We start from the raw sequence: 26,720 nt of genomic DNA, 5'->3' as shown, positions 1-26,720 counted from the left end.
GCCGACTCTACGCGCGCGGTCTGAGCCACCTGCAAAAATGTGTGTACGTGGCGCGGCGTCGCGCCTGTTCGCCGCGGCGCCCGGTCAGTGGCGTCGCGCGATCGGATGCGTGACGCAGACGGCGTGCACGCGGCCGATGGTGGCGCGGCGCAGTGCGCCCGCGAGTGCGCCGACCACATCGCCGACGCTGCGCGCCATCACATCGATGCGAAAGGTGATGCACGCGTTGCGTTTGTCGAGGTCGATCACGAAGAGACGCGAGCCTTCGCCGAGCGCTTTCTGCAATGCACGGCGGCCCGACGCCGACGAGGTGCCCGGCACGGTCACGTCGATCGTCACGAGGGACAACGCCGGTTGCTGCGCGCGGTCCGTGGCCGGCGTGCGGCGCGAAGCGGCGCGCGATGAAGCGAGGATGGGTTGCGATTGCATCGTCGATGCGCCGCCGCGTGATTGGCGGCGCGGCTGTTGAGACGCGTCCACTGTAGCGGGCAGCATCTCAAGCTCGTGAAAAAAGGAACCGCGGGCGCCGTCAATTTTCCGTAAAGACGGCGCGTGCAGTCGTGGGTCGTCAGTTCTTCTGCGCAGGGGCGGCGAGCGCCTCACGGACCGTCTGCGCGACGCGCTCGACGAACGGCAGGTCGATGCTGGACAACGCTTCGCGTTCGGCGTCGCCAGTCTGGATCATCAGGCGATGCGTGACGTCCTGCGTGCGCCACGTGAGCCAGCCGACCACGATCAGCATCACGCCGCACACGATGCCCGCGGGCGACGCATAGATGCCGCCGACAACCGCGCCCGCTGCGCCGATCAGCGAAATCGCGTACGGCAGGACCTTGTTCTTGTACACGGTGACGACGCGCACGTTCCGGATGTCGCGCAACGGAAAAACCTGGCCGGCCGCCGACAAGGCATTGCGCGTGACCGAGACGCCGCGTTCGTTGAATGGAATTTCCATCTTCACAGATTCAGGCTGAGGGAAAGGGCGCAGCGTAACAGATCGGACGGCGGGCCGGTTGGCACGCCATGTCCGGGAACAGGTGTTGCGGCGTTGGGTCGCGTCCGCTTCGACGACGGCCGTTCGACGCATGGCACCGAGCCGCGCGCGAGTGCGTTCGTGTACGCATCGCGGCAGGAATTCCCGCATCCCCATAAAATCATCACGCGCCGGCGTAAAGGCGGGCGCAGTGCTTTTGAACGTAGCTGGCGCGGCGTGCGGCGTTTTCATATGACCGCGCCTGAAGGATGTATCCGTGATGGAAGAGGTTTTCGTATCGAGATCGAGCGCGGTCGCACGCATTCTGACCGCGCGGCAGGCGCTGCTGAAGGATTCGGATGACGCCGTTGGGTTGACCGCGGGCGAAAAGGCGGCGCAGGTCGAACGGCTCGACCGGCTGCTCTTCGACGTGCGCGCGGGCCGCACGTGCGACTTCACCATGCCGACGCCGAACGGGGAGATACGGATATTCGTGACGCCGGACTAGCGCCGCGACGCGCAGTGGCGCATCAGAAAAAGAAAACGCTCTGCGAGCGGAGCGTTCTCCATCCAGTCCATCTGCGCGGAAGCGAAGTGCCCAGCGGCACCTCGCTTCGCGGCACAGCTTAGAACTTGTGGCGCATGCCGACGCGGAACGCCAGCTGGTTCTGCGAACCCGAACCCGACGTGTTGAAGTACGACGTCGACGAACCGATCTGAGCCTGGATCGGCGTGGTACCCGTCTTGCCCGACGCGTCTTGATAGATCGCGAGCGCGTAGACATCGGTGCGCTTCGACAGTGCGTAGTCGACGCTTGCGTCCACCTGGTTGAAGTGGCCATGCGTCGCGCCCGTCAGTTGCGAGTACGTGTAGCCGAGGCCGCCTGCCAGCGCCGGCGTGAACGCGTACTTGACGCCGCCTTCATAGTTGTTGAACGTCGTCGATGCGCCCGTGATCGGCTCCAAGTGCGTGTTCGTCCACAGCGCGTAGAGCGTAGCCGGTCCGATGATGTAGCGGCCGCCGAGGCCGAACGTGCGCAGGTCGCGCACGGTGCCCGTGCCGACGTTTGCGATCGACGTCGAGAAGGCGGGCGTTGCCTGGCTCGGGAAGCGGATGTCCGTGTACGCTGCGCCGAGGCCGATCGGGCCGTTCGCGTAGTTCAGGCCGAAGCTGTACGCGCGCGACGAGCCTGCGACGGGATTAGCCGCCGTGCCCGATGCCGGTGCGCCGGCGAATGCCGTCGAGTTCGAGAAGCCGTACATCGCACCGAACGTGAAGCCCGCGAAGTTCGCGCTGCTGAACTTGACTGCGTTGTTGATGCGGCTCGACGTCAGCTGGTCGACGTCGTTGATGTGGTAAGCGTAGTTACCGGCAACCGTCAGGCCGCCCGTCGAATAGTTGCCGCCCAAGTAGTCGGTCGAGAACGAATATTGACGACCGAACGTCAGCGAGCCGATGCCATCCTTCGACACACCGACATACGCCTGGCGGCCGAACAGCGCGCCGCCCTGGCCCGACGTACCGTTGCCGCTGTTGAAGCCGCTTTCCAGCACGAACAGTGCCTTCAGGCCGCCGCCCAGGTCTTCCGTGCCGCGCAGGCCCCAACGGCTGCCTTGCGCGACGCCGTCGTCATACTTGAACAGCTTTTCCGAGCCGCCTGATGCCGTCTTCGAGTGATTCGCGTAGCTGATACCAGCGTCGATCAGGCCATACAGCGTGACGCTGCTTTGTGCGTGTGCGGAGCCTGCAAAAGCCGAGGCGAGTAGAGCGGTGGTAATGATCTTCTTGTTCAAAAGCTTTCTCCGGTTTTTAAGGTGCAATCGCGAGCCTGGCTCTCCGGCAGGTCGCGCGACGGGCGGAAATTTATAGGGAGCAAGAGAAAGCAATATGACAGTAAATATTTCTAATAGATTTGTCGTACAAATGCGACAGATGATCATTCGCGTACGAAAGGCTTGTGCGCGAACCTGTGCATATGCGCTGCGCGGCGCCGTTGACAGGCGCGCAAGCGCACAAGCGCTTCAAGCGCTGCAAACAGAATCGCCCGCGCAAGGCGGGCGATTCGTTGCGAAGCGAGGCGGCGCTCGCCGCACGGCATCCTTATGCCGACAGCAATTGCCCCGTGCGATACGCCTTCGCGCCCGCAATGCGCGCGATCTCCATTCCGGCCTGGGCAAAGCGCGACAGATGGCGCGCGTACATCACGCCCGCCACGTTCGTCTTGAGTGTGACGACGCGGTTCGTCAGCGGATCGACGATATCGGCGACGGGCTCGCCCGCTTCGACCCACTTGCCCACTTCCTGGCGATACACGACGACGCCGCTTGCGGGCGTCACGATCGGCTCGGTGCCTGCGAGCGGCGTCGCGGCGAACTCGAGCGGCGGCAGCGGCGCGGCTTCGCCCGCGATCAGGCCGCGATGCGTCAGGTATTCGATGATGCCTTGCGCGTCGTGCTCGGCGAACTCGTATGAGACGTCGCGCTGGCTGCGCAACTCGATCGTCACCGAGATCGAGCCGTTCGGAATCGGGAAGCGGTCGCCGACGCGCGTGCGCAGTTCGGACCAGCAGAAGCTGTGAATCTCATCGAACGGATTGCCGACGGAATCGACTGCGAGCAGCGACGCTTTCGAATCCAGATAGCGCGCGAGCGGCTCGACGTCGGGCCACAGGTCCGGGTTCGTGTACAGATGCAGCGCCGCTTCCCAGTCGCAATGCAGGTCGAGCACGATGTCCGCGTCGTACGACAGCTGTTGCAGCGCGAGACGCTGCGATTCGATTTCGGTGCGGGGCTTTTGCGTGTCTAGCGCTTCGCGCATCGCCTGGCGGACGATCATGCGGTTCTGGTCCGCGTCGCCCGTCAGACGCTCTTCGATCACGGGCTCGATCAGATCGAACAGGTTGTAGAAGTTGCGATTGAAGTTCTGCGCGGTGTTCGTTTCGAAGCGGCCGGCGAGCAGCCCGAGCACATGCTGGTTCAGCCCGATCGGGTTCGCGACGGGCACGACGACGACTTCGCCGCGCAGCTTGCCCGCGGCTTCGAGCGCTTCGAGCTTGCGGCGCAGCGCCCACGACACCAGCATGCCGGGCAGCTCGTCCGCGTGCAGCGACGACTGGATATAGACCTTCTGGCTGCCGCTCGGACCGTAGTGGAAGCTCGTCAGGCTGCGAGCGGTGCCGAGGGTCGGGGAAATCAGCGGATGATTGTGGGTTTGCATGATCGATGTGGCGCTGCGAACGACGCGGAACGTGCGCTGTAGTTGCAAAGGGATGAGGCTGAAAACGGTGGCGCGCACAACAAATCAACGATCGCGCCGATGAACCGTTCGATCTTAGCCCATTTGGGCGGCGCGGGCGAACGGGGCGGCTCGTTGCCTGGGCCAAAAAACGAAACGGGCTCCGAAGGGAGCCCGTCTGCGTAGCGTCGCGAGGCGCGGCGCTGCGTGCCTCGCGCGATGCGGCGACGATCAGCCGCCGTACACGTCGAAGTCGAAGTACTTCTTCTCGATCTTCTTGTACGTGCCGTCCTTGATGATGTCGGCGATGGCCTTGTCGACCTTCGCCTTCAGATCGGTGTCTTCCTTGCGCATGCCGATGCCAGCGCCTTCGCCCAGGATCTTCTTGTCTTCGAGATCCTTGCCGACGAACTGGAAGCCCGCGCCGCGCGGCGTCTTCAGGAAGCCGATTTCAGCCTGCACGGCGTCTTGCAGCGCAGCGTCCAGACGGCCCGAGATCAGGTCAGCATAAACCTGGTCCTGGTTCTGGTACGGCACGACCTTCGCGCCCTTCGGCTCCCAGTAGGTCTTTGCGTACGTTTCCTGGATCGTGCCCTGTTCGACGCCGACCGACTTGCCCGACAGCGATTCCGCCGTCGGCAGGATGTTCGAGCCCTTCTTCGCGACGAGGCGCGTCGGCGTGTTGAACAGCTTCGACGAGAAAGCGATCTGTTCGGCGCGTTGCGGCGTCATCGACATCGACGACAGCACGCCGTCGAACTTCTTCGCCTTCAGCGCCGGGATCATGCCGTCGAAGTCGTTCTCGACCCACACGCACTTCGCCTTCAGGCGCGCGCAGATCTCGTTGCCGAGATCGATGTCGAAGCCGACCAGCTTGCCGTCGGAGCCCTTCGATTCAAACGGCGGATAGCTGGCGTCGACGCCGAAACGGATGGTGGTCCAGTCTTTTGCGTGTGCGCCGATCGAAACGGTGGCGAGCAGGGCAACCGTCAAAGCCGCAAGCAGTTTTTTCACTGATGTACTCCCGGGAGTGGTTCGAAGTGTCCCGCATGCGGTCGTGCCGCTGCGCGACGATGCCCGGCCGTTGTGTCCGGGCTTGTCTATGGCCGCTGGCCAGCCGCCAGCAGCGCGCGCCAAGCTTAACAAATCAAAATATTTGCGGTGCTAGTGAAACACCGGATGGCACAGGAGTATTGCCTCTAAAGGGCGGTTTTGTGATATGGGGCAAGAAGACGAGCCGAAAGCCAATCGACAGCCTCCGATCGACAGCCGCCGACTGGCACGCGCGACGCGGCGGGGCGCTTTTGGCGGGAGCGCTTGCCGCTCATGCGGCAGTGCGGCAAACGCTTTTCCATCAGTGCTTTCGCTCAGCGACCCGAACGGGCCGAGACGGGCCGGGCGGCCCGTACAGAAGCCGTATCGAACACGCTATCAGGTGGCGCTTATCAAACGATCCGCTCACCCGCGCGGTATGTTGCGCGCGGGACGGGCAATGCATCCAGCATCGTCACGCGGACGAAATCCGCGCGCAGCCCGATTTCGATCGCGCCGCGGTCATGCAGGCCGGCCGTGCGCGCCGGTTCCGCCGACACGGTTGCCATCGCCTGCGGCAGCGACCAGTCGGCCTTGTCCACAAGCTCGAAGGCGGCCGTCAGCAGGCTCGACGGCACGTAGTCGGACGAGAGGATATCGAGCAGCCCCGCCTTCGCCAGCTCCAGCGCCGACACGTTGCCCGAGTGCGAGCCGCCGCGCACGATGTTCGGCGCGCCCATGATCGTCGCGATGCCGTGACGGTGCGCCGCTTCGGCGGCGACGCGCGTGGTCGGGAATTCGGCGAGTACGATGCCCTCGTCAGCGGCCTGCCGCACGTGCTCGACGAGCGTGTCGTCGTGGCTCGCGACGGGCACGCCCAGCGCCTTGCAGCGCTCGACGATCTCATGGCGATGCCGGTCTGCGAAGCGCTGCTGTTCGTCTTCGAGCGCGACGAGCGTCGCGGCCACGTGTTCGTCCGTCATCTTGCCGTGGCGCTCCTGGAAGCGGCGCCATTGCTCGCGGTCGTGCCATTGGCGCTGGCCGGGCGTGTGATCCATCACGGAAGCGAGACGCAGCAGCGGATGGTCCTTCAGCGTATCGAACACTTCGACGACATCGGGCGTCGCGATCTCGCAGCGCAGATGCAGGAAGTGCTCGGCGCGCAGCAGCTTGCGCTCGGAGAAGCGCTGCAGCGCCTGCGCGCAACGCGTCTGCGTATCGCGGCCGCGCAAGCCGACGTTCGATCGCGAGCCGATCGCGAGCGCATCGAACACCGTCGTGATGCCGGCGGCCGCCACCTGCGCGTCGTGGATCACGAACGCGGCATCCGTATTCCATTCGACGCCCGGACGCGGCACCAGATGCTTCTCGAGATTGTCCGTATGCAGTTCGATCAGGCCCGGCAACAGGTAGTCGCCGTCCCAGTCCTGGGCGTCGGCGGCGGATGTGGTGCCGCGCGCGACATCGCGAATCACGCCGTCTTCGACCTGCACGACGCCGTTGAAAACTTCGTCCCGCGTCACGACGCGAGCGTTCTTGATCAACATCTGGGTGCTCCGTATCCGATCGATATCAGTGTAGTGCCGGTGTATGACGCAGCGGTGGACGCAGTTCGAGCCGTCGCGTGGCGACTTTCGCGCGCGTGTCTTCGTCATGGAAGATGCCGACGATGGCCGCGCCGCGCTCGCGCGCTTCGACGATCAGGTCCGCGACGATGTCGCGGTTCTCCGCATCGAGTGAAGCCGTCGGTTCGTCGAGTAGCAGCACGGGATGTTCCGCGATCAGGCCGCGCGCGATATTCACGCGCTGCTGCTCGCCGCCCGAAAACGTCGCGGGCGCGAGCGGCCATAAACGTTCCGGCACGTTGAGCCGCGCGAGCAATGCGGCGGCGCGCTCATGCGCTTCATTTTCATCGACGCCGCGCGAGACGAGCGGCTCGGCGACGAGATCGAGCGCACTTACGCGCGGAATCACGCGCAGGAACTGGCTCACGTAGCCGACGACGCTGCGCCGCAAATACAGCACGTCGCGCGGCTCGGCGCCCGTGATCCGCACGTGCTTCGCTTCGTGCGCTTCGTCGCGGATCGCGATCGTGCCCGCGCTCGCCAGATAGTTGCCGTACAGGCAGCGCAGGAACGTGCTCTTGCCCGCGCCCGACGGCCCCACCAGCACCACGCATTCGCCGCGCACGACGTCGAGCGACACGCCCGCGAGCGCTTCGATCTGCACGCCGCCCTGGCCGTGCAGCGTGAACGTCTTGCCGATATTGACGGCGCGCAGCATCAGCGCTTTGTTGTCGACGAACGATGTTTCGATTGACGTTGTCATCGCCAGGACCTCAAACGGGAAGAACGGAAGAGACGAGCGTCTGCGTGTACGGGTGCTGCGGGTCGTCGAGGACTTGATCCGTGAGACCCGCCTCGACCACTTCGCCGCCTTGCATCACCATCAGCCGATGCGCGAGCAGACGCGCCACGCCGATGTCGTGCGTGACGATCAGCACGGACAGATGCAGCGTCGACGTCAGCGTGCGCAGCAGATCGAGCAGGCGCGCCTGCACGGATACGTCGAGACCCGCCGTAGGTTCGTCCATGAACACGAGCCGCGGGCCCGTCACGAGATTGCGCGCGATCTGCAGACGCTGCTGCATGCCGCCCGAAAACGCCGACGGCAGTTCATCGATACGCGATGCGTCGAGCTCGACGCGCGACATCCATTGCGTCGCCGTATCGCGAATCTTGCCGTAGTGGCGCGCGCCGACAGCCATCAACGGCTCGCCGATATTCGCGCCCGCCGACACGCCGTTGCGCAAACCGTCGCGCGGATTCTGCTGCACGAAGCCCCACTCGGTGCGCATCAAAAGACGCTTGCGCGGCTCCGACAACGCGAGCAGATCGAGTCGATCGTCCATGCCGCCATGCGCGCTCGCATAATGCAGCGTACCGGCATCGGCGCTCATGCGCAGCGCGAGCGTGTTCAGCAGCGTCGATTTGCCCGAACCCGATTCGCCGACGATGCACAGCACTTCGCCCGGATAGAGATCGAAGCTGACGTTGCGGCAACCGTTGCGGCCGCCATATTGTTTGGTGAGCGCGCGTGCGCTCAGAAGCGGCGTCATGCGCTTTCTCCTTCGTTGTGTTTCCCGATCTGTTCGATCCCTTGCTGTTCGCGGCGCTCGTGGCAGTAGTCGCTGTCCGAGCAGACGAACATCCGCTTGCCCGCATCGTCGACGATCATTTCATCGAGGAAGCTCTCCGTCGATCCGCACAGCGCGCACGCATGCTCCCAACGCTGCACCTCGAACGGGTGATCGTCGAAATCGAGGCTTTTTACGGGCGTGTACGGCGGAATCGCGTGGATGCGCCGCTCGCGTCCCGCGCCGAACAGTTGCAGCGCGGGGTTCATGTGCATCTTCGGGTTGTCGTACTTCGGGATCGGCGACGGCGACGCGAGATAGCGTCCGTTGACGATCACCGGGTAGTCGTACGTCGTCGCGATGCTGCCGTGATGCACGATGTCCTCGTACAGCTTCACGCTGATGAGACCGTAGTCGGCGAGCGCGTGCAGCTTCTTGCACTCGGCTACACGCGGCTCGAGCCGGAACAGCGGCTCAGGCATCGGCACCTGATAGACGAGAATCTGCTTGTCGGTGAGCGGCGTTTCGGGAATGCGGTGACGCGTCTGCACGATGGTCGCCTCGCTCGTCTTGCGGGTCGTGCTGACGCCCGTCGTGCGCGCGAAGAAGCGGCGAATGTTGACGGCGTTCGTCGTTTCGTCGGAGCCCTGGTCGATCACTTTCAGCGTGTCGTCACGCCCGATGATCGATGCCGTCACCTGAATGCCGCCCGTGCCCCAGCCGAATGGCAGCGGCATTTCGCGCGATGCGAACGGCACCTGATAGCCCGGCACGGCCACTGCCTTCAGCAGCGCGCGGCGGATCATGCGCTTGGTCTGTTCGTCGAGATACGCAAAGTTGTAGCCCTCGGCGGCGCTGTCATGCGCCGAACTTTGCATCGTCGTGTCGGGCGCGTTCATGCCGCTTGCTCCTCTTTGTTCTCTTTGCCGTTCGGGTCGCTGTCGTCGCGCTGATCGCGTGCCGCGTGTTTCGCGCGCAGACGGCGCACGAGTTCGAGTTCGGACTGGAAGTCGACGTAATGCGGCAGTTTCAGATGCTGCACGAAGCCCGATGCCTCGACGTTATCGCTGTGCGACAGCATGAATTCGACGTCCTGCGTCGGCGAGCCGAGCGTTTCGCCGAGTTCTTCAGCGCGCAGCGCGCGATCGACCAACGCCATCGCCATCGCCTTGCGCTCCGAATGACCGAACGCGAGACCGTAGCCTTGCGTGAAGGTGGGCGGCACTTCGCTGCTGCCCGCGAACTGGTTGATCATCTGGCATTCCGTCACGTCGATTTCGCCGATCTCGACGGCCTCGCCGAGTTCGTCGAGCTCCATCTCGACGGCCACCGTGCCGAAGCGGATCTCGCCCGCGAACGGATGCGAGTGCGCGTAGCCGCGCTGGGTCGCGTAGCCCATCGCGAGCAGAAAGCCTTCGTCGCCGCGAGCGAGGTTTTGCAGGCGCGTCGCGCGGCTCGCGGGAAAAGACAGCGGCTCGCGCGACAGATCGCCGGGTTCGGGTGTGTCTTCGGACACGCATTCCTGTTCGATCAGGCCTTCCTTGTCGAGCAGCGAGACGACGCGCGGCATCGCTTCTTCGCTTGCGCTTTCGCTGCGCTTTGCGGGCGCGGCGGCATCTTCGTCGTCGCCTTCGGCGAGCAAAGTGAAATCGAGCAGCCGCTGCGTGTAGTCATACGTCGCGCCGAGCATCTGGCCGCCGGGCACGTCCTTGAACGTCGCGGAGATGCGCCGCTCGATGTGCATGTCTTCCGTGTCGACGGGCTGCGTGTAGCCGAAGCGCGGCAGCGTCGTGCGATAGGCGCGCAGCAGGAAGATCGCTTCGACGAGATCGCCGGCTGCCTGTTTGATCGCGAGCGCGGCTAGCTCTTCGTCGTAGACCGAGCCTTCCGTCATCACGCGCGCGACGGCGAGGCGCAACTGCGTGCGAATCTGCGCGACGCTCAGTTCGGCGAACTGCGTATCGCCGCGGCGCGCCTTGTCGAGCAGACGCCACGATGCTTCGATCGCGCGTTCTCCACCTTTGACGGCAACGTACATTAGTTCAGCTCCACTCGGGTTGTGCGCGGCAGGCCGATGAGCGTGTCGCCGCAGACGAGACAACAGTCGATGCCGCACGGAAAGAGCGGCGCGAGTTCGGCGCGCTCGCGCCAGAAACGCTCTGGCAGGCCGGACGGCGCGATCGTGTGTGTGTCTTCGATGCCGGGGCCACGTAACGCGACGGGCGCTCCTTGCGTCAAGGAATCGACGCGCACGAGCAGTGTCACCGATTGCTCCGGCGTTTCGGGCGCGCCGAGCGCGAAGCTCGTGAGCGGCGGCAGCGTGCTCGCGTCGTGCACATAGGCGAACGCGGCCTTTTGCGGCTCGTCGACGAGCGGCGCGCCCGTATGAAAGCGCAACGCCGAGCCGAGCACGGCATCGGGCTGCGAGAGCCACACGGGCGTCGAGTAGTCGCACAGCGCGAGCAGCGCGGCGAAAACCGCAAGATCGGCGCGCGCGTGCGGCAGGTTGTTGCGCGCGTCGCTGCGCGAAGCGGGCAGCACGTTGTCGATCGTGCCGATCTTGCCCGGACGCGACAGCGCATCGAGCAGCGTGCGAAACACCGTCTGCGTATCGTGGACGGGATCGGCGAAGCCCGGCGTCAGCATGGAGAGCGCGATCTGCGCGGATTGCGGGGAAGGGTTCATCAGTCGCCTCGGACCATCGTGAAGAATTCGACGCGCGTCGATGCGGCGTCCTGTTGACGTTGCGCACGTTTCGCCGCGAGTTGCGTAGCGAGCGGCGCGATCAGCTGCTGCTGCAGACGTTCGCGATGCTGCGGCGTTTGCAGCAGTGCGTCTGCGATAGCAGCGAGTTCGGCGCGGCGGCGGTCGCGTCCCAGATGACACGCGACGCCGACCGTTGCGCTCTCATCCGTATCGTCATTGGCCGCGCGCAGACGCAGCGTGGCGCGCGTGACCGTCGCTTCTCCGAGATTGAATGCATCGCCCGTGCCGCCGATGCGTCCGCGCACCATCGCAAGCCCGATCTCGGGCGGACGCAGCCAATCGAATGCGGGGAATGGCGTGCCTTCCATCGCGCGGCTCAGCGCGGTTTCGAGATCGGCGCGCGGCGCGCGGGCGAGGACGGCCATCCATGCGCGGCGCGCGGCGTTGGCTGAGGCAGGGGAGGCGGTGGCAGGCGGAGAAGCGGGGGCGCTCATCGGCATTTCCTGGAAGTGGACGATCAGTGGACCATCGGTGGCAAGTGCAGACATTTGAGCATCTATTCGTCTAAACGTCTAGACGTTTAGAGCTAAAACGTCGCTGTCCCGTGACAGAAGGCGCATTTCATATTTCCGCCACGGCTCGCGGACTACAATGCAAAGAACGCTTATTTGAACGGAAGGGAATGACAGCACCATGACATCGAACGACGACGCAGCGCCGGGCACGATGCTCGAACGGGGAGCGGGCGTTGCCGTGTGGCGGCAGATCGAGCAGATTCTCGCGAAGGAGATCGCGGCAAGCGGCTTCGGCGAGGACGGACGTCTGCCGAGCGAAGGCGAGCTTGCGCGGCGCTTCGACGTGAACCGCCATACGATCCGCCGTGCGATGCTGGGCCTCGCCGCGCAAGGACTCGTCAGCGTCGAGCAGGGACGCGGCACGTTCGTGCAGCCGGGTGCCATCGACTATACGATCGGCCGCCGCACGCGCTTCACCGAGAACCTGCGGCAGCAGCATCATTCGGCGGCGGGCACGATGCTGTCGGCGGCGCGCGTGAAGGCCGATCCCACCGTCGCGAAGGCGCTGGGCCTGCGCGCGGGCGCGTTCGTGTATCGCATCGAGTCGCTGCATGAAGCGGACGGCGTGCCGCTCACGTTCGCGCGCAACTTCTATCCGGCCGCGCGTTTCGCGGATCTGCCCGACGTGCTCGAACGCGTGGGCGGCATCACGAAGGCGATGGCCGAATATGGCGTGAACGATTATCTGCGCAAGTGGAGCCGTATCGGCAGCGTATTGCCCGAGCCGGAAGTCGCGCGGCGTCTCGGCATCAACCGGCAGCAGCCGGTGCTCTGGGTCGAGAACGTCGACGTCGATACGGAAGGCACGCCAATCAAGTACGGCTTCACGCACTTCGCCGCGGACCGCGTGCAACTGATGGTCGAGCACGACGTATGAGCACAGCCACGATGAATGCCTGGTCCGCGCAGGCGCGCTTCGCGATCTATTACGCGCCGGCGCGCGCGTCGGGCTGGTGGGATGCGGGCTGCGCGTGGCTCGGCCGCGATGCCGAGAGCGGCGCTTCGATCGACCCGCAACAAGCGCCCGCGCTGTCCGAACCGCTTGCGCAACTGACGGCATCGCCGCGCCGCTATGGCTGGCACGGCACGCTCGTCGCGCCGTTCCGTCTTGCCGGTCGCGCAACCGTCGCCGATCTGCTCGAAGCCGCTGAAAACTGGGCGCATACGCAGAGGCCTTTCGCATTGCACGTCGAAGCGGCGACGTTGGGCGACTTCGTGGCGATGCGTCCCGCGACGCCATCGGGAGACGAACAGATGTGCGCGCTCGCCGCCGATGCGCTGCACACTTTCGCGCCGCTGCGCGAGAAGCCGTCCGCCGCCGATATCGCAAAGCGCATGCAGGCTCCGCTGACGGAACGCCAGCGCGAACTGCTCGTCGAATGGGGATATCCGTATGTGCTCGACGAGTTTCGTTTCCATATGACGCTGTCCAATTCGCTCGACAATGCCGCCGACCGCGCCGCGATCGTCGGATGGTGGCATCGCGAGGCGCAGCGTCTCGGGCCGTTGTCCATCGACGGCGCGGCGATCTGCGTCGAGCCTGCGCCTGGCGAGCCGTTCATGCTGTGGCAGCGGCTCCCATTTACGGCAGAACACGAGGCGTGAATGAAGGAGTGAATGAACGCATGAAGGGCCGTTTGATCTACGTGATCGGACCATCGGGCGCCGGCAAGGATTCGCTGCTGCACTACGCGCGCGATCATGTCGCCGGCACGCGCGTCGTCTTTGCGCATCGCTACATCACGCGCGGCACGGGGCACAACGAAAATCACATCGCGTTGACGCACGAAGAGTTCGCCGCGCGTTCGGCGCACGGTCTCTTTGCGCTTGAATGGTCGAGTCATGAACTGCACTACGGCATCGGGATCGAGATCGACGCGTGGCTGGCGCGCGGCTGCACGGTCGTCATCAATGGGTCGCGTGCGTATCTGTCGCGTGCGCTGAAGCGCTATCCGCATCTCGAAGTCGTGCATATCCATGCCGCGCCTCATATTCTCGCGCAACGTCTCGTGGCGCGCGGACGCGAGACGCAGGAGCAGGTCGAGGCACGCCTTGCGCGCCAGGCGCCGTTCACGCTGCCCGATGGCGCGCATCTCACGCATATCGATAATTCCGGCACGCTCGAAGCAGCCGGCCATGCGTTCGTCGATGTGTTGAAGCATGAAGCGTCGGCGCAGCTGTCGCGTGAGCCCGGGACCGATGCGCCCGTTCCCGATGAAAGCGTTAAGTAAGTCAGACGCACGACCGTCTTACGGGAAAGACCTCGCGTTGCTATAGTCTGCGGATTGACGCTGCGCACGAGACGCGGCGAAGAGACCAGAACAAACCCGCGGAGCACCCTTGATGACCGACGCCAGCCCTCTGACCGAAATCGCCGACCTCGAACCCGCCGCTGCTTCACTGCGCGATATCCGCCACCACATTCACCACCATCCCGAACTCGCGTACGAAGAAGTGGCGACGGCGGCGCTCGTCGCCGAAAAGCTGGAGGCGTGGGGCTGGAAGGTGACGCGCGGGGTCGGCAAGACGGGTGTGGTCGGCACGTTGAAGGTCGGCGACGGCACGCGCAGCATCGGGCTGCGCGCGGACATGGACGCACTGCCCATCGTCGAGCAGACGGGCCTGCCGTATGCGAGCGGAAGGCACGGCAGGATGCACGCATGCGGCCACGACGGCCACACGACGATGCTGCTCGGCGCGGCCCAGCATCTGGCGAAGACACGCCGCTTCTCGGGCACGGTGCATCTGTACTTTCAGCCGGCCGAGGAAAGCGGGATCGACAGCGGCGCGAAGAAGATGATCGAAGACGGCCTGTTCGAGCGCTTTACGTGCGACGCCGTGTTCGGCGTGCACAACCATCCGGGCGCGGAGCCGGGCAAGTTTCTGTTCCGCAAGGGCGCGTTCATGGCCGCGGGCGACAAGGCGACGATCACAATCGAAGGCGTCGGCGGCCACGCGGCGCGTCCGCATCTCGCCGTCGATCCCATCGTGATCGCGTCGAGCATCGTGATGGCGCTGCAGACCATCGTCGCGCGCAACGTGAACCCGGCGCAGCCCGCTGTCGTGACGGTCGGCACGATGCATTCGGGCGTCGCGAACAACGTGATTCCGTCGAGCGCGAAGCTCGAACTGAGCGTGCGCTCGTTCAGCCCGGAAGTGCGGGCGCTTCTGAAGCAGCGCATCACCGAACTCGCCGAAGCGCAGGCCGCGAGCTATGGCGGCAAGGCGCACGTCGACTACATCGAAGGCTATCCCGTCGTCGTCAATACGGATGCCGAAACGGAGTTCGCGATTCAGGTCGCGCGCGAACTGGTGGGCGCCGAAAACGTCGAGCCGAACGCCGACATCCTGATGGGCAGCGAAGACTTCGCGTTCATGCTGGAACAGCGGCCGGGGTCGTTCCTGCGCCTGGGCAACGGTGTCGGCGAAGACGGCTGCATGGTGCACAACCCGCACTACGATTTCAACGACCGCAACCTGCCGATCGGGGCCGCGTACTGGGCGCGTCTCGTGGAGCGTTATCTGGGGCGTTGATGGGCCGGTGATGGGCCGTTGATGGATAGGCGTTTGAACCGGCGCCCTATGCGCGGCTTCGCTCTCGCGGTTCGCCGACGCGAAGCCACTGACGCACGCGTCGCTCGCACTCTTCACGCTGCGCAAGCAAGCCGCACGCGATCGCGATCAACCGCACGCAACCGCAATCAACCGCGCAGCGCGACCATCTCCGACACGGACTGCGCCGCTTTTTGCAGCGGCTCAAGAAACGCCTTCACCATCTGCTTCGCGGAATTGCGCTGCGCGTTGCCGCTGATATTCATCGCCGCGATGATCTGTCCGCGCCGGTTGCGGATCGGCGCGGATAGTGAAATCAGCCCGCCTTCCAGTTCCTGATCGACGACGGCCCAGCCCTGGCTGCGCACTTGCGCAATCGCCTTCTTCAACTCGTTCCTGTCGGTGATCGTGCGCGGCGTGTGCGCGACGATGGGCGAGGCGTCGAGCGTCGCGTCGAGTGTCGCTTCGTCAAGCGACGACAGCAGTACGCGTCCCATCGACGTGCAATACGCGGGCAAACGGCTGCCGATCGACAGATTGATCGTCATGATCTTGTGCGTCGGCACGCGCAGCACGTATACGATTTCCGTGCGGTCGAGCACGGCCGCCGAACAGCTTTCGTGCACCTGCGCCGACAGTTCTTCCATGAAGGGCTCGGCGAGATTCCAGAACGGCATCGACGTCAGATACGCGAAACCGAGATCGAGAATCTTCGGCGTTAGCCGAAACAGACGCCCTTCGGCCTCGACGTAGCCGAGCGTTTGCAGCGTCAGCAAAATGCGGCGCGCGCCCGCGCGCGTGAGGCCCGTCGCCGATGCGACGTCGGTGAGCGTCTGCTCGGGACGCTCGGCGTTGAACGCGCGGATCACCGCGAGGCCGCGCGCGAACGATTGCACGTACGAGTCGCCCGGTTTGTCGGGCGCGTCCCCATCGTTGACGGAAACGGCTTGTGACGCTGGTGGGACTTTGCTCATGGGCCTATGCACGATACGTTCAAACGTTGGACAGCCTTCGTTAGCCTGCGGAAAGCCGTGACGATAGCGCAAGCGCCCGGATTCGCCAACTTCGCCACAGCTTTCCGCGCGCCGCCGCTTCCTGCCGGTTTCTGCCGGACTCTGCCGTTTTCAGCGACACCTCATAGCGGATTTCGTCGCGCACTCGCGCGCCTTCGCGCTTGACAGTCTTTCCGTCAGCCGCCTATCATCAAACCTGAATTGTTCGATATATGATCGTTTGTTCGAGTATAGAACAAATATCGGTTCATCGGCATGTTTTCCGGCGCTCCCCATGCGCCGATGCTGGCGCCTTCCACGATACGCCAGCCTGCCATTACTGGAGACATCTCATGACGGAAGCTTTCCTGTGCGACGCGATTCGCACGCCGATTGGCCGCTATGCGGGTTCGCTGTCGTCGGTGCGCGCCGACGATCTGGGCGCCGTGCCGCTCAAGGCGCTGATGGAGCGCAACAAGGAAGTCGACTGGAGCGCGATCGACGACGTGATCTACGGCTGCGCGAACCAGGCCGGCGAGGACAACCGCAACGTCGCGCGCATGTCGCTGCTGCTGGCGGGCCTGCCGAAGGACGTGCCGGGATCGACCGTCAACCGTCTGTGCGGCTCGGGCATGGACGCCGTCGGCATTGCGGCGCGCGCGATCAAATCGGGTGAGGCGGGGTTAATGGTCGCGGGCGGCGTCGAGAGCATGAGCCGCGCGCCGTTCGTGATGGGCAAGGCGACGAGCGCGTTCTCGCGTCAGGCCGACATCCATGACACGACGATCGGCTGGCGTTTCGTCAATCCGCTGATGAAGCGGCTGTACGGTGTCGACTCGATGCCGGAGACGGGTGAGAACGTCGCAACCGATTACAACGTCAGCCGCGCCGATCAGGATGCGTTCGCGCTGCGCAGCCAGCAGAAGGCGGCGCGCGCGCAGCAGGACGGCACGCTCGCGCAGGAAATCGTTTCCGTGACGATTCCGCAGAAGAAGGGCGACGCGATCGTCGTATCGAAGGACGAGCATCCGCGCGAGACGAGCCTCGAAGCGCTCGCGAAGCTGAAGGGCGTCGTGCGCCCGGACGGCACGGTGACGGCGGGCAACGCGTCGGGCGTCAACGACGGCGCGGCCGCCTTGCTGCTCGCGAACGCCGAGACCGCGAAGCGTTACGGGCTGACGCCGCGCGCACGCGTGCTCGGCATCGCGACGGCAGGCGTCGATCCGCGCGTGATGGGCATCGGCCCTGCACCCGCGACGCAGAAGCTGCTTGCGCGACTGAACATGAACATCAACCAGTTCGACGTGATCGAGCTGAACGAAGCGTTTGCATCGCAAGGCCTTGCCGTGCTGCGCGCGCTGGGTGTCGCCGATGACGACGCGCGCGTGAATCCGAACGGCGGCGCGATCGCATTGGGCCATCCGCTCGGCATGAGCGGCGCGCGCCTCGTGACGACCGCGATGTATCAGCTGCAACGCACGCAAGGGCGTTTCGCGCTGTGCACGATGTGCATCGGCGTCGGGCAAGGCATCGCGATCGCGATCGAACGGGTTTGATCGTTTAATCGCGTTTGAAGCGCTGACGTGCGCATTGCGTGGCGAAAGCGTCATGCGATGCGCCGCGCACCGTTCAGTTCAGAACGTCAGATCGTGCAGCTTGCGCATGCCATCGAGCAGCCATTGAAAGATCGACTGCTCCGACTGGGCGACGGGTGTCGGCGCGCCGAGCTTGCCTAGCGTATCCTGGCGGCGCGACAGCAGGCGGCACATCAGCTTTGCGACGTCGGGGTTGTCCTTGAGCAGCGGCGTCACGTCGTCTTTCTTCAACTGATAGACGACGGCTTGCGTCAGCGCCGAAATCTTCACGCGCGCGGGCATGCCCGCGAGCAGCCCCGCTTCGCCCATTGCATCGCCGGGACCGAGGCGGTTCACTTCGACGGTACCGGACGCATTTTCCGCAACGACCGACAGCACGCCCGAATCGACGATGCTCAGATTATCGGGGACGGTTTCGGGTGTGAGCACGATGTCGCCGCGGTCATATTCGTGGCGCGAAAGCAGTGGCGCGAGCCGCGCCAGTTCTTCCTGCGTCAATGCGGCGAACAGTTCGACGCGCCTGAGCAGGCCGATCTTGCGATCGACCTGCGCTGCGGGCGCGGGCGGCGCATACGGGACGCCCAGCGGACGCAGCTCGACGCCCGCTGCCGCGAGATGCCGGTAGCACAGGTCGTAAAGCTCGTTCGTGGCAGCGAGCTTCTTGCTCATGTCGTCGACGTACGCCGTCGCTTCGTACTGGATCGACGTGACGGTGGTCCTCTTCACGAGCGCATACGGCGCGGGGTCGGCGATCACGGCGCGCACGCCCGCCAGCGCGCGTTCGAGCGCGGCCAGCACGACGCCCGGGCGTGCTTCGGGCGTGATCTCGAGCGTGACGGTCACGCCATGCAGCGTCGGCGGGCGGCTGCTGTTCGTGATCTTTGCCTTGGCCGCGACGGCGTTCGGCACGATGACGATGTTGCCTTGCGACGTCAGCAGATGCGTCGCGCGCCAGTTCATCTCCAGCACCTTGCCCTCGACGCCGTCGATTGAAACCCAGTTGCCGATGTGATACGGCTCGGTCGTGTTGATCACGATGCCCGCGAACACATCGCTGAGCGTGCTTTGAATCGCGAGGCCCAGCACGATCGCGAGCGCGCCCGATGTCGCGACGAGCCCGCGCACGGGCAGTTCGAGCACGAAGCCGAGCGCGGCGACGACGGCGGCGAGAAACACGAGCGCGCCGAACACGTCCTGAAAGAGCCGCTGACGGCGCCAGGTCCTGGGCAGGAGCAGCGTGTCGAGCGCCATGCTGAGCAGGCGCGCGCCCATCAGCCACCAGATGATTTCGAGCACCTGGCCGATCACGTGCAGCGGCCGCGAATTCAAATAAGGCGCCTGTGAGAACGGGCTCAGGTTCGAGCTGAACAGCAGCGCGCTAAAGGCCGCATAGATGCAGAGCCGCACCAGCAGCCGCGCGACTTCGTTTCTGGGTATCGCGCAACGCCATACCACCACATCGAGCGCGACGAGCGCAAAGCCGATAATCAGCGGATTGTTCACGCGCACTCCGTGGCGGAATGGAACGATGAAGAAACGTGCGTGCCGGTTGCTGCGACAGTAGCACGGCCTCATGCGACGCGGCGCGATGGCCGATGCGATGCCGCGATCGCTACACGTTCGAGCCCATTTTTTACGACATTTTTTCTTGTTGCGCATCAGAGCCGTCCCTGGACTGCAGGCATCGATCGTTGAACGGAGAGGCCATGCAGAAACCGCACGCAGTCGTCAGCCGGAACGCGCACTGTTCGGGCATTCGTCACGGAGCGGACAGCATCGTGCGGCGTTTCGATCCCGCGCGCGACTCGTACGCGCAACTCACCGCGATGCACTGCATCGCGCATTCGCGAGGCTCGGGATGATGGGGCTCAACTGCACGTGTGTCGATCAGTCCATCGCGGTGACGCAGTAACGCGCATCGGCAGGCGACTGTTTCGTCGCGGTGTGCAACGGCAAGATCGTGGGCACGATGACGCTCTATGCGCGCGACGCCGGCTCGCCATGCGAGCTTTATCAGCGCGACGATGTGGCGAGTGTGCGCCAGCTCGGCATCGATCCGATGTGGCAAGGGCGCGGCATCGGCAAGTCGATGCTGACGTTCGCCGAGCATTGGGCCGCGACGCGCGGCTTTGGCGAGCTCGCGCTCGATACGCCGGCGCCGCTGTACATCTGATCGCGTTCTATCGCGCGCATGGCTTTCGCATCGTCGATACGCATCGCTTCGAAGGCAAGCGCTACGACAGCGCGATACTCAGCAAGCCGCCCGTTGCCGTTCGCATGATGGCGACGTGGTCGCGGCGTCTGGAATTGCCGCGTGCAGTGCCGCGCGCCACGAACCAGCGCGCGGCGTGAGCGTCATCGGGCGCTTGCGTCGCGGCACGTAGTCATCGCTTCATCACTTCACGTTGAACGAATAATCACCGTGCGTGCGATGGCCGTCCGATGCGACGGCAACCCAATGCACGGTGTACTTGCCGGCAGGCAAAGCGGGCAGCGCGACCGATTCGACGCGCGGCTGCTGCGCGTCGACGGCCGATTTCGCGGTGTTGACCTGCTTGCCCGACGCATCGGTGACGGTCAGCGTGCTGAATGCCGGTTCGAGCGGTCCGTCGAATGTGACGACTACCCTGGCCGGTGTTTCGACCGTCGCGCCCGCGCCGGGCTCCTGCTTCTGCGGAAACACGTGTGCGTTGGCGGCGAGCGGGCTCAGCGCCAACAGCATGCCGCCTGCGATTGCAATTCGTGTCATGTTCATTGCGATGTCCTCGTTACGGGAAGAGCGGCTTGCCGATCGTCGTCGGCGCGATGTCGTCGAAGAAGATATGCGCCTGCACCAGCACGCCGACATGCGAGCCGCTCGCGCGGTTGATGGGTATCTGCGCTTCGATGCCCAGTTGCCCATAACGATTGACCCAGATAAAGCCCGGATTCACCGTGCCCGTTGTTTGCCCCTGACTGCGCGATAGCGGAATTTCGACGATGGGGATCACGCTCGCGAGCGGCTGTGGCAAGCCGACGTCGCGCACGTGCTGCTGCAAATAGGGCAGGCTGTATTGCACTGTCACGCCGTAGTTGAACGCGTTGGGCTGGCCCGCGCCCGTCGTGAAGGCGGGACCGGCTTCGCCCGTGATCGCGACCGGGCGCAGCCACGCGAGCGAATCGGGCAGGTCTCCGAAACCTTTGCCCGCGAAGATCGTCGGCGAGATCGTCGAGAAGCTGTCGCCGATCGCGTGACTGCCCGTGCCGCCGAGATCCGCGTCGACGCCAATCGACGTCATGAATTCGTGCGCTTCGTTCACGTACAGCAGGTACTTGAGGCCGACGCTGAAGTTGTCGAAACCGTGTGCCGTCGGATTGTTCTGCCCGACGTAAGCGCCTGCGACCGATACCGCAAGGCGCGGCGTGATCAGCTTGTCGTATTCGAAGCTGAACGTGTTGAGGCTCTGGTCGCCATCGTCGCCGGGCACGCGCTGCTGGCCGTATTGCAAGTTGAGTTCGTCGCCGACGCCGGGGTCGTCGACGGCCATCGTGGCGGGGAATACGCGATTGCCCGCAATCGCGTGCGCGTGTGAGAGCGCCGGAAAGAGCAAGGCCGCGGCAATGCAGCAGGCGAGCGGCAGTGTGCCGCGCCTGTCGAGTGTGATGTTCATGGGTCATCCCGAGTATGGGCGCGTGCGTGAGCGGCTTGCGCTGCGCGAAGCGGCACACGCGCGAAAACAGCAAGGCCGTCATGGCATTGCCGGAACGCGATTCGACTCAGAGATGAACGGGCGGCGCGCGCGGTTGCGCGGCTTGATAGGGCGTGGCGAGCGCGACGCTGTCGAAGCGCGCGGCGGCCTGTTGCGTGATGGCCGTGACGATCAGCGCAAACGTCGACGCCGACGCGGGCAGCACGGGGAAATGCGCGAGCAGGCTGCAATAGCCGCAAGCGTGCCAATGCGAGGCGAGCGTGTGAGTGTCGGTAGGGTCGTCTTCGTGCGTGTCGGCGAGCGTGGCCGTGTGCGACGAGCAGAGCGCTGCGGCAGGATCGTACGCGCCGCGGCTTGCTGCAATAGCCTGCGAGACAGTGGGCGCGAGCGTCGCCATCAGGATCGCAAGCAATCCGAGGATGCTGCCAATCTTCCGATGGAACCGGCTCGACATGTCGAAAGGGTTGTTGAAGGCTGCGCGGATTATGCCACGGCGCAACGCGCGTCATCGACGTGCGCTTGAATAAGGAAAATCATTGCGATGCTGTCGATTTGCTGCCGCCTCGCTCGTCGTGTGTGTAGAACCAGGCAACGGCGCGAGATATGCCTGGGTTCTCACGAAACCGCACATGGAGGCTGCAATGAATTATGTGGACGGATTTGTCGTCGGTGTAAAGGAGGAGAATCGCGAGATTTACCGTAGGCATGCCCAGATTGCGGCAGGCGTTTTCAAGGAATACGGCGCACTGAATGTCGTCGAATGCTGGGGCGACGACGTGCCGGAAGGCAAGCTCACGTCGTTTCCGATGGCCGTCAAGCTCGAACCCGGTGAGGTCGTGGTCTTTTCGTGGGTCGTGTGGCCTTCGCGCGCGGCACGCGACGAAGGCATGAAGAAAGTAATGGCCGACCCGCGCACGCAGCCCGATACGCTGCCGATGCCGTTCGACGGCAAGCGTCTGATCTACGGCGGCTTCGAAGTGATCGTCGACGTCTAGGGCGAGACGTCTAGCGCGAGACTTCCGCATTCGGCGCGTTAGAGCTAAAGCGTTTCGGTGAACATGGGCGTCGTGCCGTCGGTGCTCTCGTAGTACTCCGCCGACGCTTGCGCTTTCTGCGCGCCTTGTCCGAGCCGGATGATCGTGAAGCCGTGCATGTAGACCTTGTTCGCCTGTTTCAGCAGGACGTTCTGCAACGCGGGCGGATTGACGACGCGCGGGTCGGACGCGTTCTCGGGGCCATTGACGAGCACGGGCACGGCGCCGTGTCCGATGCAACGTCCGCGCGTCAAGCCGAGGTACGGCTGATACACGCTCAGGTTGTGCTCATGGCCCCAGAACCATGCGGAAATCGGCTGCGTCGCGGCCTGCGAAAAGCGTCGAAAGCTCGCGAGCAGCCGCGGATTGTACGCCGTGAGTTTGCCGTCCGTTTGCGGCGGTCCGATCTGCGAGAGCGCGGAAAAGAGCTGGTGATGCGAGAGCAGAATCGTCTTGCCGCTGAATTCGGCGATGCGCTCGACAATCCAGTCCTCTTCGTCCTGCTCCAGAAAAGTGACGACATCATTCACTGTGAACGGGTTGTAGTCGTGCAGGCCCGTGTCCATCGCGATGAACTGCCAGTCGTCGTTGCGCAGACAGAAGAAGCTGGCGGGCTGCAGTCGCGCGTGATCGTTGAGCGTGTCGATCAGCCCGTAGTAGCCGGCGCCGCCTGAGTACATGTCGTGATTGCCGGAAAGCGTATAGACGGGCACGTCCTTCGTATCGCGCGAAAGCACGGCATCGACGATCTTCCTGAAGTTCGCGTCGCATTCCTGCGGCGTGCCCGAGTAGTAGATGTCGCCGAGATGGATCACAACGTCCGGGCTTTGCAGCGCGGCCTGTTTCAGCAGATCGGCGGCGACCTGGGTGCCCGTGCCCCAGTCGGCGATCAGCGCGACCGTGGCGCCCGCTTTCAGCGGAACCGTGACGGGTCCGATCGCGGCCGCGCGCCGGTAGGGAATCGCGGCGCGCTTGCCGTCCGGGCCGAAGTACTGCATGTAGTTTTCGATGACCGTGATCCACGCCGGGTCGCAGACGTTGTAGCGGATGTCGTTCTGGATGCTTTCGGCCGTCGCGCTGTCGCCGCGTGCGCGCGCCTCCATCAGATCGAGGCCCATCTTTGCGCACGTCCACGCGTCCTGCGCGATTTGGCCCGGCGCAACATCTGGCAGCGATGCCTCGCCTTGCGCCTTCAGTTGCGCGATCGTCGCGGCGGCGCTGACGAACGGGTTGTCGAGGCCTGGCCGCGATGTGAGACGCGTGGAAGGCGTCGTGCTGCGCACGACTTCGTCGACGGCGGACTGAAACATCGAGACGAACTGATCGCGGAAACTTTCGGGCTCGGTGGCCATGACGCTCTCCCGTTCAATGCGGATGGGCTTGTTGTGCGAAAGCTGCAAGTAAAGTTGCGGTGTCGAAGCTATCGGCGGACTTGAGGATCGTTCCGGCAACACCAAGACGATTGGCTCGCCGCAAATTGCACAAAAGGCGCTGCGCGATCGGATATAGCAGGGCATTTTTCCGGCTGCAACAGACGGGACGCTGCGGGGCGCGTTTGCAAATGCGCGCGGGCTCAAGCTTTTCGCTGCGATGCCGTTATCGTGACTGGCCATCCCTCTGCAAAGCCTTCACCCAAGATGCGTTTGACGAAGCTCGAGTCAGTACTTTTAGCCGTAGCGGTATTCGCCGTCGTGAGTTTCAGCGGATGGCTCCAGCGCGAAATGAAGCACGCGGCGCGTGAGCGCAACCGGCACGACATCGGCACGATCGTCGATGCGGCGTGCGCGAACCTGACGGCCGCCGAACTCGAATCGAACGACAACGGCCAGTTACAATGCGGCGCGGTGATGCTCGAAGCGCCGCGCGAAGCATCGGCGGCAGACGGTGCGTTGACGGCGTCTGTAAACGGCCCCGCGACGAGCGTCCCGAATCCCTAAGCTGCGACAGCACGCCGCCCGCGCCCCACGCCAGGCGGGACGCGCCGCCCGTCGACAATACCTCACACACTGATATACTAAATACGTCACCAGTCCGCGTGGCGATGGACGCGCGCGGCACGATACGGGCGCGGCGCATCAGGCCGCTTGAACAACCACGGTGTTCAAGACACCGACCCATCAGAGGCGATGCATGTCGTCAGAACTGGACAGCCAGCCAGCGGCAACGCCGTTCACCCTGTCATTGCAACCTATCGGGACCAGCGCGAGCCTGCGCGATCGCGCGTACGCGATGCTGCGCCAGGCGATCGCGGATGCGGACATCTACGCGTCGCGCGAAGAAATCCGTCTCGACGATCGCGCGCTGAGCGAATCGCTCGGCGTGAGCCGCACGCCCGTGCGCGAGGCGATGACGCTGCTCGAGCAGGAAGGCTTCGTGCGCACGATTCCGCGCCGGGGCATCTACATCGTGCGCAAGAGCAAGCGCGAGATCGTCGAAATGGTGCAGATGTGGGCCGCGCTCGAAAGCATGGCCGCACGTCTCGCGACACTGCACGCGACGGACGAAGAGATCGCGCGGCTGCGTCACATGTTCGACCAGTTCCGCGATTCGACGCCCGCCGAGCATATCGCCGAGTACTCGGATGCGAACATCGCGTTCCATCAGGCGATCGTCGAGCTGTCGAAGTCGCAGATCATTCTCGACACGATCAAGAACATCTTCATTCATGTGCGCGCGATTCGCCGGATGACGATTTCGCAGAGCGACCGCGCGTCGCGCTCGATCGTCGACCACTTGCGGATCATCGAGGCGCTGGAAAAGCGCGACACCGAACTCGCCGAACGCCTGGTGCGTCAGCACTCGCTCGATCTCGCCGCATTCATCGAGGCGAACTGCGATTTCCTCGACTGAGCGCAGCGCGTTTTCGGCAGTACTGTTCCCTGTTCTCTAGCGGACATCCATTTTCCGGATGTCCGCATCTTCCCTCATTGCCAAGCGGCAAGCTCCGCTGCGCGTCCCGCGCCATCGCTTCCATAAACGATCGTTTATCGATTCGATAACTATCTTTAATTATTCGCAATTCGCTACAGCCGCTTAGGATGGGTTCGCCCGGAATGAGTCCTTGGGTTAAGGGTTAACGCCTGCCTTTGCGCTTCAATGTGCATCGCATAGGGAAAATCCGCAGCCCGTTGGAATAAAAATGAAAAGACTGCAGCCTGTTTGAATGGTTAACTACGCAGGTCTGTCGAAAGTCACCCAGCGCCGGGTAGAAAACGAGTAGGCGCTTGCGGGCGCAACGATCCTTGATCGCGCGGTCCGCATCGAAAACATTAGAACGCAACATTTTGCATGCGACGGGAGAGAGCGCTAAAGCGCCGATTCCCGTCGAGAGCGGAGACGATGCACATGAATGGAAACACCCGACAGGCGACGGGAAGCGGTTTCTTTTCGAACCGTTGGTGTCAGCTGATCATCGGCATGCTATGCATGGCGCTGGTGGCGAATCTTCAATATGCGTGGACGCTCTTCGTCGCCCCGATGAATGCGCGGCACCACTGGGGCGAAGCATCGATTCAGCTTGCCTTCTCAATCTTCATTCTCACTGAAACGTGGCTCGTGCCCGTCGAAGGGTGGCTCGTCGACCGCTTCGGTCCGCGTCCCGTCGTGGCGGGCGGCGCGCTCTGCGCGGGCCTTGCATGGGTGCTGAATTCATACGCGACGACGCTGCCTGAACTCTACGCGGCGTCCGTGATTGCCGGCATCGGCGCGGGCGGCGTGTACGGCACGTGCGTCGGCAATGCGCTCAAGTGGTTCCCGGACAAGCGCGGCCTCGCCGCGGGCCTGACGGCGGCGGGCTTCGGCGCGGGCGCGGCCATCACGGTGATCCCCATCGCGAACATGATCACGGCCAAGGGCTACGAGCACACGTTCCTGTTCTTCGGCATCCTGCAAGGCGTGGCGATCTTCGTGCTCGCGATGCTGCTGCGCAAGCCCGACACCGCAAAAGCGCCGCCTGCGAAACGCAAGTTCGCGGTGACCAAGGCCGATTACACGCCGGGTCAGATGATCAAGGCGCCCGTGTTCTGGGTGATCTATCTGTGTTTCGTCGCGGTTGCAGCGGGCGGCCTGATGGCGACCGCGCAAATCGGGCCGATCGCGAAAGACTGGGGCCTCGCGAACCTGCCGATGACGCTCTTCGGCGCCACGCTGCCGCTGCTCACGATGACGCTGTCGGTCGACAACATCTGCAACGGCTTCACGCG

Annotated in this window: 28 protein-coding genes and 1 pseudogene; 11 read left to right on the top strand and 18 right to left on the bottom strand. The window is 64.2% G+C overall.

Annotation, left to right across the window (positions count from 1 at the left end):
- Positions 1–84: 84 nt before the first annotated feature.
- Together BMW76_RS22085 and BMW76_RS22080 are read right to left on the bottom strand one after the other, a co-directional pair.
- A complete protein-coding gene (locus BMW76_RS22085) occupies positions 85–429 on the bottom strand; it encodes a hypothetical protein (RefSeq protein WP_090869132.1) in 345 nt (114 codons plus the stop codon).
- Positions 430–568: 139 nt separating this feature from the next.
- Positions 569–955: a DUF6232 family protein gene (locus tag BMW76_RS22080; protein ID WP_090868944.1), complete on the bottom strand. Its 387-nt coding sequence runs from the start codon at positions 953–955 to the stop codon at positions 569–571.
- Positions 956–1,253: 298 nt separating this feature from the next.
- Here BMW76_RS22080 and BMW76_RS22075 point away from each other — a divergent pair, with 298 nt between their 5' ends.
- Positions 1,254–1,481, top strand: coding sequence for a hypothetical protein (locus BMW76_RS22075; protein WP_090868942.1), 228 nt, complete (start codon positions 1,254–1,256; stop codon positions 1,479–1,481).
- Between the two features lie 118 nt (positions 1,482–1,599).
- Here BMW76_RS22075 and BMW76_RS22070 read toward each other — a convergent pair whose 3' ends face one another.
- The 10 genes from BMW76_RS22070 to phnG form a co-directional block, all read right to left on the bottom strand.
- A complete protein-coding gene (locus tag BMW76_RS22070; protein WP_090868938.1) occupies positions 1,600–2,766 on the bottom strand; it encodes a porin in 1,167 nt (388 codons plus the stop codon).
- Positions 2,767–3,073: 307 nt separating this feature from the next.
- A complete protein-coding gene (locus BMW76_RS22065; RefSeq protein ID WP_090869130.1) occupies positions 3,074–4,189 on the bottom strand; it encodes a succinylglutamate desuccinylase/aspartoacylase family protein in 1,116 nt (371 codons plus the stop codon).
- 249 nt (positions 4,190–4,438) lie between these two features.
- Entirely contained in the window at positions 4,439–5,221 is a 783-nt protein-coding gene (locus tag BMW76_RS22060; RefSeq protein WP_090868936.1) for an ABC transporter substrate-binding protein, read from the bottom strand.
- A gap of 431 nt (positions 5,222–5,652) precedes the next feature.
- Positions 5,653–6,786 carry an alpha-D-ribose 1-methylphosphonate 5-triphosphate diphosphatase gene (locus tag BMW76_RS22055; RefSeq protein ID WP_090868933.1) on the bottom strand — a complete coding sequence of 378 codons (1,134 nt, stop codon included), beginning with the start codon at positions 6,784–6,786 and terminating at the stop codon, positions 5,653–5,655.
- 25 nt (positions 6,787–6,811) lie between these two features.
- Positions 6,812–7,567, bottom strand: a complete 756-nt coding sequence (gene phnL, locus BMW76_RS22050) for a phosphonate C-P lyase system protein PhnL (RefSeq protein WP_090868932.1) — start codon at positions 7,565–7,567, stop codon at positions 6,812–6,814.
- A 10-nt stretch (positions 7,568–7,577) separates the two neighbouring features.
- Positions 7,578–8,357: a phosphonate C-P lyase system protein PhnK gene (gene phnK / locus BMW76_RS22045; protein WP_090868930.1), complete on the bottom strand. Its 780-nt coding sequence runs from the start codon at positions 8,355–8,357 to the stop codon at positions 7,578–7,580.
- Positions 8,354–9,274, bottom strand: coding sequence for an alpha-D-ribose 1-methylphosphonate 5-phosphate C-P-lyase PhnJ (locus tag BMW76_RS22040; RefSeq protein WP_090868928.1), 921 nt, complete (start codon positions 9,272–9,274; stop codon positions 8,354–8,356). The genes phnK and BMW76_RS22040 overlap by 4 nt, the downstream gene beginning before the upstream one ends.
- Positions 9,271–10,413, bottom strand: a complete 1,143-nt coding sequence (locus tag BMW76_RS22035; protein WP_090868926.1) for a carbon-phosphorus lyase complex subunit PhnI — start codon at positions 10,411–10,413, stop codon at positions 9,271–9,273. Before BMW76_RS22035 ends, BMW76_RS22040 begins: the two co-directional genes overlap by 4 nt.
- Positions 10,413–11,060: a phosphonate C-P lyase system protein PhnH gene (phnH, locus tag BMW76_RS22030; RefSeq protein ID WP_090868924.1), complete on the bottom strand. Its 648-nt coding sequence runs from the start codon at positions 11,058–11,060 to the stop codon at positions 10,413–10,415. Before phnH ends, BMW76_RS22035 begins: the two co-directional genes overlap by 1 nt.
- Complete coding sequence (gene phnG / locus BMW76_RS22025) at positions 11,060–11,575, bottom strand: phosphonate C-P lyase system protein PhnG (protein ID WP_090868922.1); 516 nt, start codon at positions 11,573–11,575, stop codon at positions 11,060–11,062. Before phnG ends, phnH begins: the two co-directional genes overlap by 1 nt.
- Positions 11,576–11,774: 199 nt before the next feature.
- On the opposite strand from phnG, the gene phnF reads away from it, so the two are divergent.
- The 4 genes from phnF to BMW76_RS22005 all read left to right on the top strand — a co-directional run bounded on the left by phnF (position 11,775) and on the right by BMW76_RS22005 (position 15,190).
- On the top strand, positions 11,775–12,533 hold the full coding sequence (phnF, locus tag BMW76_RS22020; RefSeq protein WP_090868920.1) for a phosphonate metabolism transcriptional regulator PhnF: 759 nt from the start codon (positions 11,775–11,777) through the stop codon (positions 12,531–12,533).
- Positions 12,530–13,261: a DUF1045 domain-containing protein gene (locus BMW76_RS22015; RefSeq protein WP_090868918.1), complete on the top strand. Its 732-nt coding sequence runs from the start codon at positions 12,530–12,532 to the stop codon at positions 13,259–13,261. The genes phnF and BMW76_RS22015 overlap by 4 nt, the downstream gene beginning before the upstream one ends.
- A gap of 20 nt (positions 13,262–13,281) precedes the next feature.
- The gene (phnN, locus tag BMW76_RS22010) at positions 13,282–13,887 is read left to right on the top strand and encodes a phosphonate metabolism protein/1,5-bisphosphokinase (PRPP-forming) PhnN (RefSeq protein ID WP_090868916.1); all 606 of its coding nucleotides are present in this window, start codon (positions 13,282–13,284) and stop codon (positions 13,885–13,887) included.
- 112 nt (positions 13,888–13,999) lie between these two features.
- Positions 14,000–15,190 carry a M20 aminoacylase family protein gene (locus tag BMW76_RS22005; RefSeq protein WP_090868914.1) on the top strand — a complete coding sequence of 397 codons (1,191 nt, stop codon included), beginning with the start codon at positions 14,000–14,002 and terminating at the stop codon, positions 15,188–15,190.
- A gap of 167 nt (positions 15,191–15,357) precedes the next feature.
- On the opposite strand, the gene BMW76_RS22000 is transcribed toward BMW76_RS22005, so the two are convergent.
- Positions 15,358–16,182 (bottom strand): IclR family transcriptional regulator, encoded by an 825-nt coding sequence (locus BMW76_RS22000; RefSeq protein ID WP_090868912.1) that lies wholly within the window; start codon positions 16,180–16,182, stop codon positions 15,358–15,360.
- Between the two features lie 371 nt (positions 16,183–16,553).
- Between BMW76_RS22000 and pcaF the strand changes: the two genes are divergently transcribed.
- A complete protein-coding gene (gene pcaF / locus BMW76_RS21995) occupies positions 16,554–17,756 on the top strand; it encodes a 3-oxoadipyl-CoA thiolase (protein WP_090868909.1) in 1,203 nt (400 codons plus the stop codon).
- Between the two features lie 78 nt (positions 17,757–17,834).
- Here the strand turns inward: pcaF and BMW76_RS21990 are convergent, their stop codons facing one another.
- Entirely contained in the window at positions 17,835–19,298 is a 1,464-nt protein-coding gene (locus BMW76_RS21990; RefSeq protein ID WP_090869128.1) for a mechanosensitive ion channel family protein, read from the bottom strand.
- A 203-nt stretch (positions 19,299–19,501) separates the two neighbouring features.
- On the opposite strand from BMW76_RS21990, the pseudogene BMW76_RS21985 reads away from it, so the two are divergent.
- Positions 19,502–20,147: pseudogene (locus BMW76_RS21985) on the top strand (GNAT family N-acetyltransferase).
- A 43-nt stretch (positions 20,148–20,190) separates the two neighbouring features.
- Here BMW76_RS21985 and BMW76_RS21980 read toward each other — a convergent pair.
- The 3 genes from BMW76_RS21980 to BMW76_RS21970 form a co-directional block, all read right to left on the bottom strand.
- Positions 20,191–20,550, bottom strand: a complete 360-nt coding sequence (locus tag BMW76_RS21980) for a copper resistance CopC family protein (protein ID WP_090868907.1) — start codon at positions 20,548–20,550, stop codon at positions 20,191–20,193.
- 13 nt (positions 20,551–20,563) lie between these two features.
- On the bottom strand, positions 20,564–21,445 hold the full coding sequence (locus BMW76_RS21975; RefSeq protein WP_090868905.1) for a hypothetical protein: 882 nt from the start codon (positions 21,443–21,445) through the stop codon (positions 20,564–20,566).
- A gap of 106 nt (positions 21,446–21,551) precedes the next feature.
- The gene (locus BMW76_RS21970; RefSeq protein ID WP_090868903.1) at positions 21,552–21,938 is read right to left on the bottom strand and encodes a DUF2946 domain-containing protein; all 387 of its coding nucleotides are present in this window, start codon (positions 21,936–21,938) and stop codon (positions 21,552–21,554) included.
- Positions 21,939–22,125: 187 nt separating this feature from the next.
- Here BMW76_RS21970 and BMW76_RS21965 point away from each other — a divergent pair, with 187 nt between their 5' ends.
- The gene (locus BMW76_RS21965; protein WP_090869126.1) at positions 22,126–22,479 is read left to right on the top strand and encodes a DUF1428 domain-containing protein; all 354 of its coding nucleotides are present in this window, start codon (positions 22,126–22,128) and stop codon (positions 22,477–22,479) included.
- Between the two features lie 44 nt (positions 22,480–22,523).
- Here the strand turns inward: BMW76_RS21965 and BMW76_RS21960 are convergent, their stop codons facing one another.
- Positions 22,524–23,870, bottom strand: coding sequence for a metallophosphoesterase family protein (locus BMW76_RS21960; RefSeq protein ID WP_090868901.1), 1,347 nt, complete (start codon positions 23,868–23,870; stop codon positions 22,524–22,526).
- Positions 23,871–24,239: 369 nt separating this feature from the next.
- On the opposite strand from BMW76_RS21960, the gene BMW76_RS21955 reads away from it, so the two are divergent.
- From BMW76_RS21955 to oxlT, 3 genes are all read left to right on the top strand, one after another.
- On the top strand, positions 24,240–24,455 hold the full coding sequence (locus tag BMW76_RS21955) for a hypothetical protein (RefSeq protein WP_245763312.1): 216 nt from the start codon (positions 24,240–24,242) through the stop codon (positions 24,453–24,455).
- Positions 24,456–24,648: 193 nt separating this feature from the next.
- Positions 24,649–25,368 (top strand): GntR family transcriptional regulator, encoded by a 720-nt coding sequence (locus tag BMW76_RS21950; protein WP_090868897.1) that lies wholly within the window; start codon positions 24,649–24,651, stop codon positions 25,366–25,368.
- A gap of 495 nt (positions 25,369–25,863) precedes the next feature.
- Positions 25,864–26,720 (top strand): oxalate/formate MFS antiporter (oxlT, locus tag BMW76_RS21945; protein ID WP_090869124.1); only part of this gene is annotated, 857 nt, incomplete at its 3' end.

It is taken from the genome of Paraburkholderia diazotrophica, from assembly GCF_900108945.1.
GTDB classification, from domain to species: Bacteria; Pseudomonadota; Gammaproteobacteria; order Burkholderiales; family Burkholderiaceae; genus Paraburkholderia; species Paraburkholderia diazotrophica.
This window is presented reverse-complemented; position numbering and strand designations above follow the sequence as displayed.

Excerpts from the sequence above, each read along its gene's own strand:
- BMW76_RS21965 (WP_090869126.1), top strand. The coding sequence starts at position 22,126 with ATGAATTATGTGGACGGATTTGTCGTCGGTGTAAAGGAGGAGAATCGC.
- BMW76_RS22080 (WP_090868944.1), bottom strand. The coding sequence starts at position 955 with ATGGAAATTCCATTCAACGAACGCGGCGTCTCGGTCACGCGCAATGCC.
- BMW76_RS22065 (WP_090869130.1), bottom strand. The coding sequence starts at position 4,189 with ATGCAAACCCACAATCATCCGCTGATTTCCCCGACCCTCGGCACCGCT.
- phnN (WP_090868916.1), top strand. The coding sequence starts at position 13,282 with ATGAAGGGCCGTTTGATCTACGTGATCGGACCATCGGGCGCCGGCAAG.
- phnH (WP_090868924.1), bottom strand. The coding sequence starts at position 11,060 with ATGAACCCTTCCCCGCAATCCGCGCAGATCGCGCTCTCCATGCTGACG.
- BMW76_RS21960 (WP_090868901.1), bottom strand. The coding sequence starts at position 23,870 with ATGGCCACCGAGCCCGAAAGTTTCCGCGATCAGTTCGTCTCGATGTTT.
- phnL (WP_090868932.1), bottom strand. The coding sequence starts at position 7,567 with ATGACAACGTCAATCGAAACATCGTTCGTCGACAACAAAGCGCTGATG.
- BMW76_RS22085 (WP_090869132.1), bottom strand. The coding sequence starts at position 429 with ATGCAATCGCAACCCATCCTCGCTTCATCGCGCGCCGCTTCGCGCCGC.
- BMW76_RS22015 (WP_090868918.1), top strand. The coding sequence starts at position 12,530 with ATGAGCACAGCCACGATGAATGCCTGGTCCGCGCAGGCGCGCTTCGCG.
- BMW76_RS22075 (WP_090868942.1), top strand. The coding sequence starts at position 1,254 with ATGGAAGAGGTTTTCGTATCGAGATCGAGCGCGGTCGCACGCATTCTG.
- BMW76_RS21950 (WP_090868897.1), top strand. The coding sequence starts at position 24,649 with ATGTCGTCAGAACTGGACAGCCAGCCAGCGGCAACGCCGTTCACCCTG.
- BMW76_RS22005 (WP_090868914.1), top strand. The coding sequence starts at position 14,000 with ATGACCGACGCCAGCCCTCTGACCGAAATCGCCGACCTCGAACCCGCC.
- BMW76_RS21980 (WP_090868907.1), bottom strand. The coding sequence starts at position 20,550 with ATGAACATGACACGAATTGCAATCGCAGGCGGCATGCTGTTGGCGCTG.
- BMW76_RS22000 (WP_090868912.1), bottom strand. The coding sequence starts at position 16,182 with ATGAGCAAAGTCCCACCAGCGTCACAAGCCGTTTCCGTCAACGATGGG.
- BMW76_RS22040 (WP_090868928.1), bottom strand. The coding sequence starts at position 9,274 with ATGAACGCGCCCGACACGACGATGCAAAGTTCGGCGCATGACAGCGCC.
- phnG (WP_090868922.1), bottom strand. The coding sequence starts at position 11,575 with ATGAGCGCCCCCGCTTCTCCGCCTGCCACCGCCTCCCCTGCCTCAGCC.
- BMW76_RS21975 (WP_090868905.1), bottom strand. The coding sequence starts at position 21,445 with ATGAACATCACACTCGACAGGCGCGGCACACTGCCGCTCGCCTGCTGC.
- BMW76_RS21970 (WP_090868903.1), bottom strand. The coding sequence starts at position 21,938 with ATGTCGAGCCGGTTCCATCGGAAGATTGGCAGCATCCTCGGATTGCTT.
- BMW76_RS22035 (WP_090868926.1), bottom strand. The coding sequence starts at position 10,413 with ATGTACGTTGCCGTCAAAGGTGGAGAACGCGCGATCGAAGCATCGTGG.
- BMW76_RS22055 (WP_090868933.1), bottom strand. The coding sequence starts at position 6,786 with ATGTTGATCAAGAACGCTCGCGTCGTGACGCGGGACGAAGTTTTCAAC.
- phnF (WP_090868920.1), top strand. The coding sequence starts at position 11,775 with ATGACATCGAACGACGACGCAGCGCCGGGCACGATGCTCGAACGGGGA.
- phnK (WP_090868930.1), bottom strand. The coding sequence starts at position 8,357 with ATGACGCCGCTTCTGAGCGCACGCGCGCTCACCAAACAATATGGCGGC.
- pcaF (WP_090868909.1), top strand. The coding sequence starts at position 16,554 with ATGACGGAAGCTTTCCTGTGCGACGCGATTCGCACGCCGATTGGCCGC.
- BMW76_RS21955 (WP_245763312.1), top strand. The coding sequence starts at position 24,240 with ATGAAGCACGCGGCGCGTGAGCGCAACCGGCACGACATCGGCACGATC.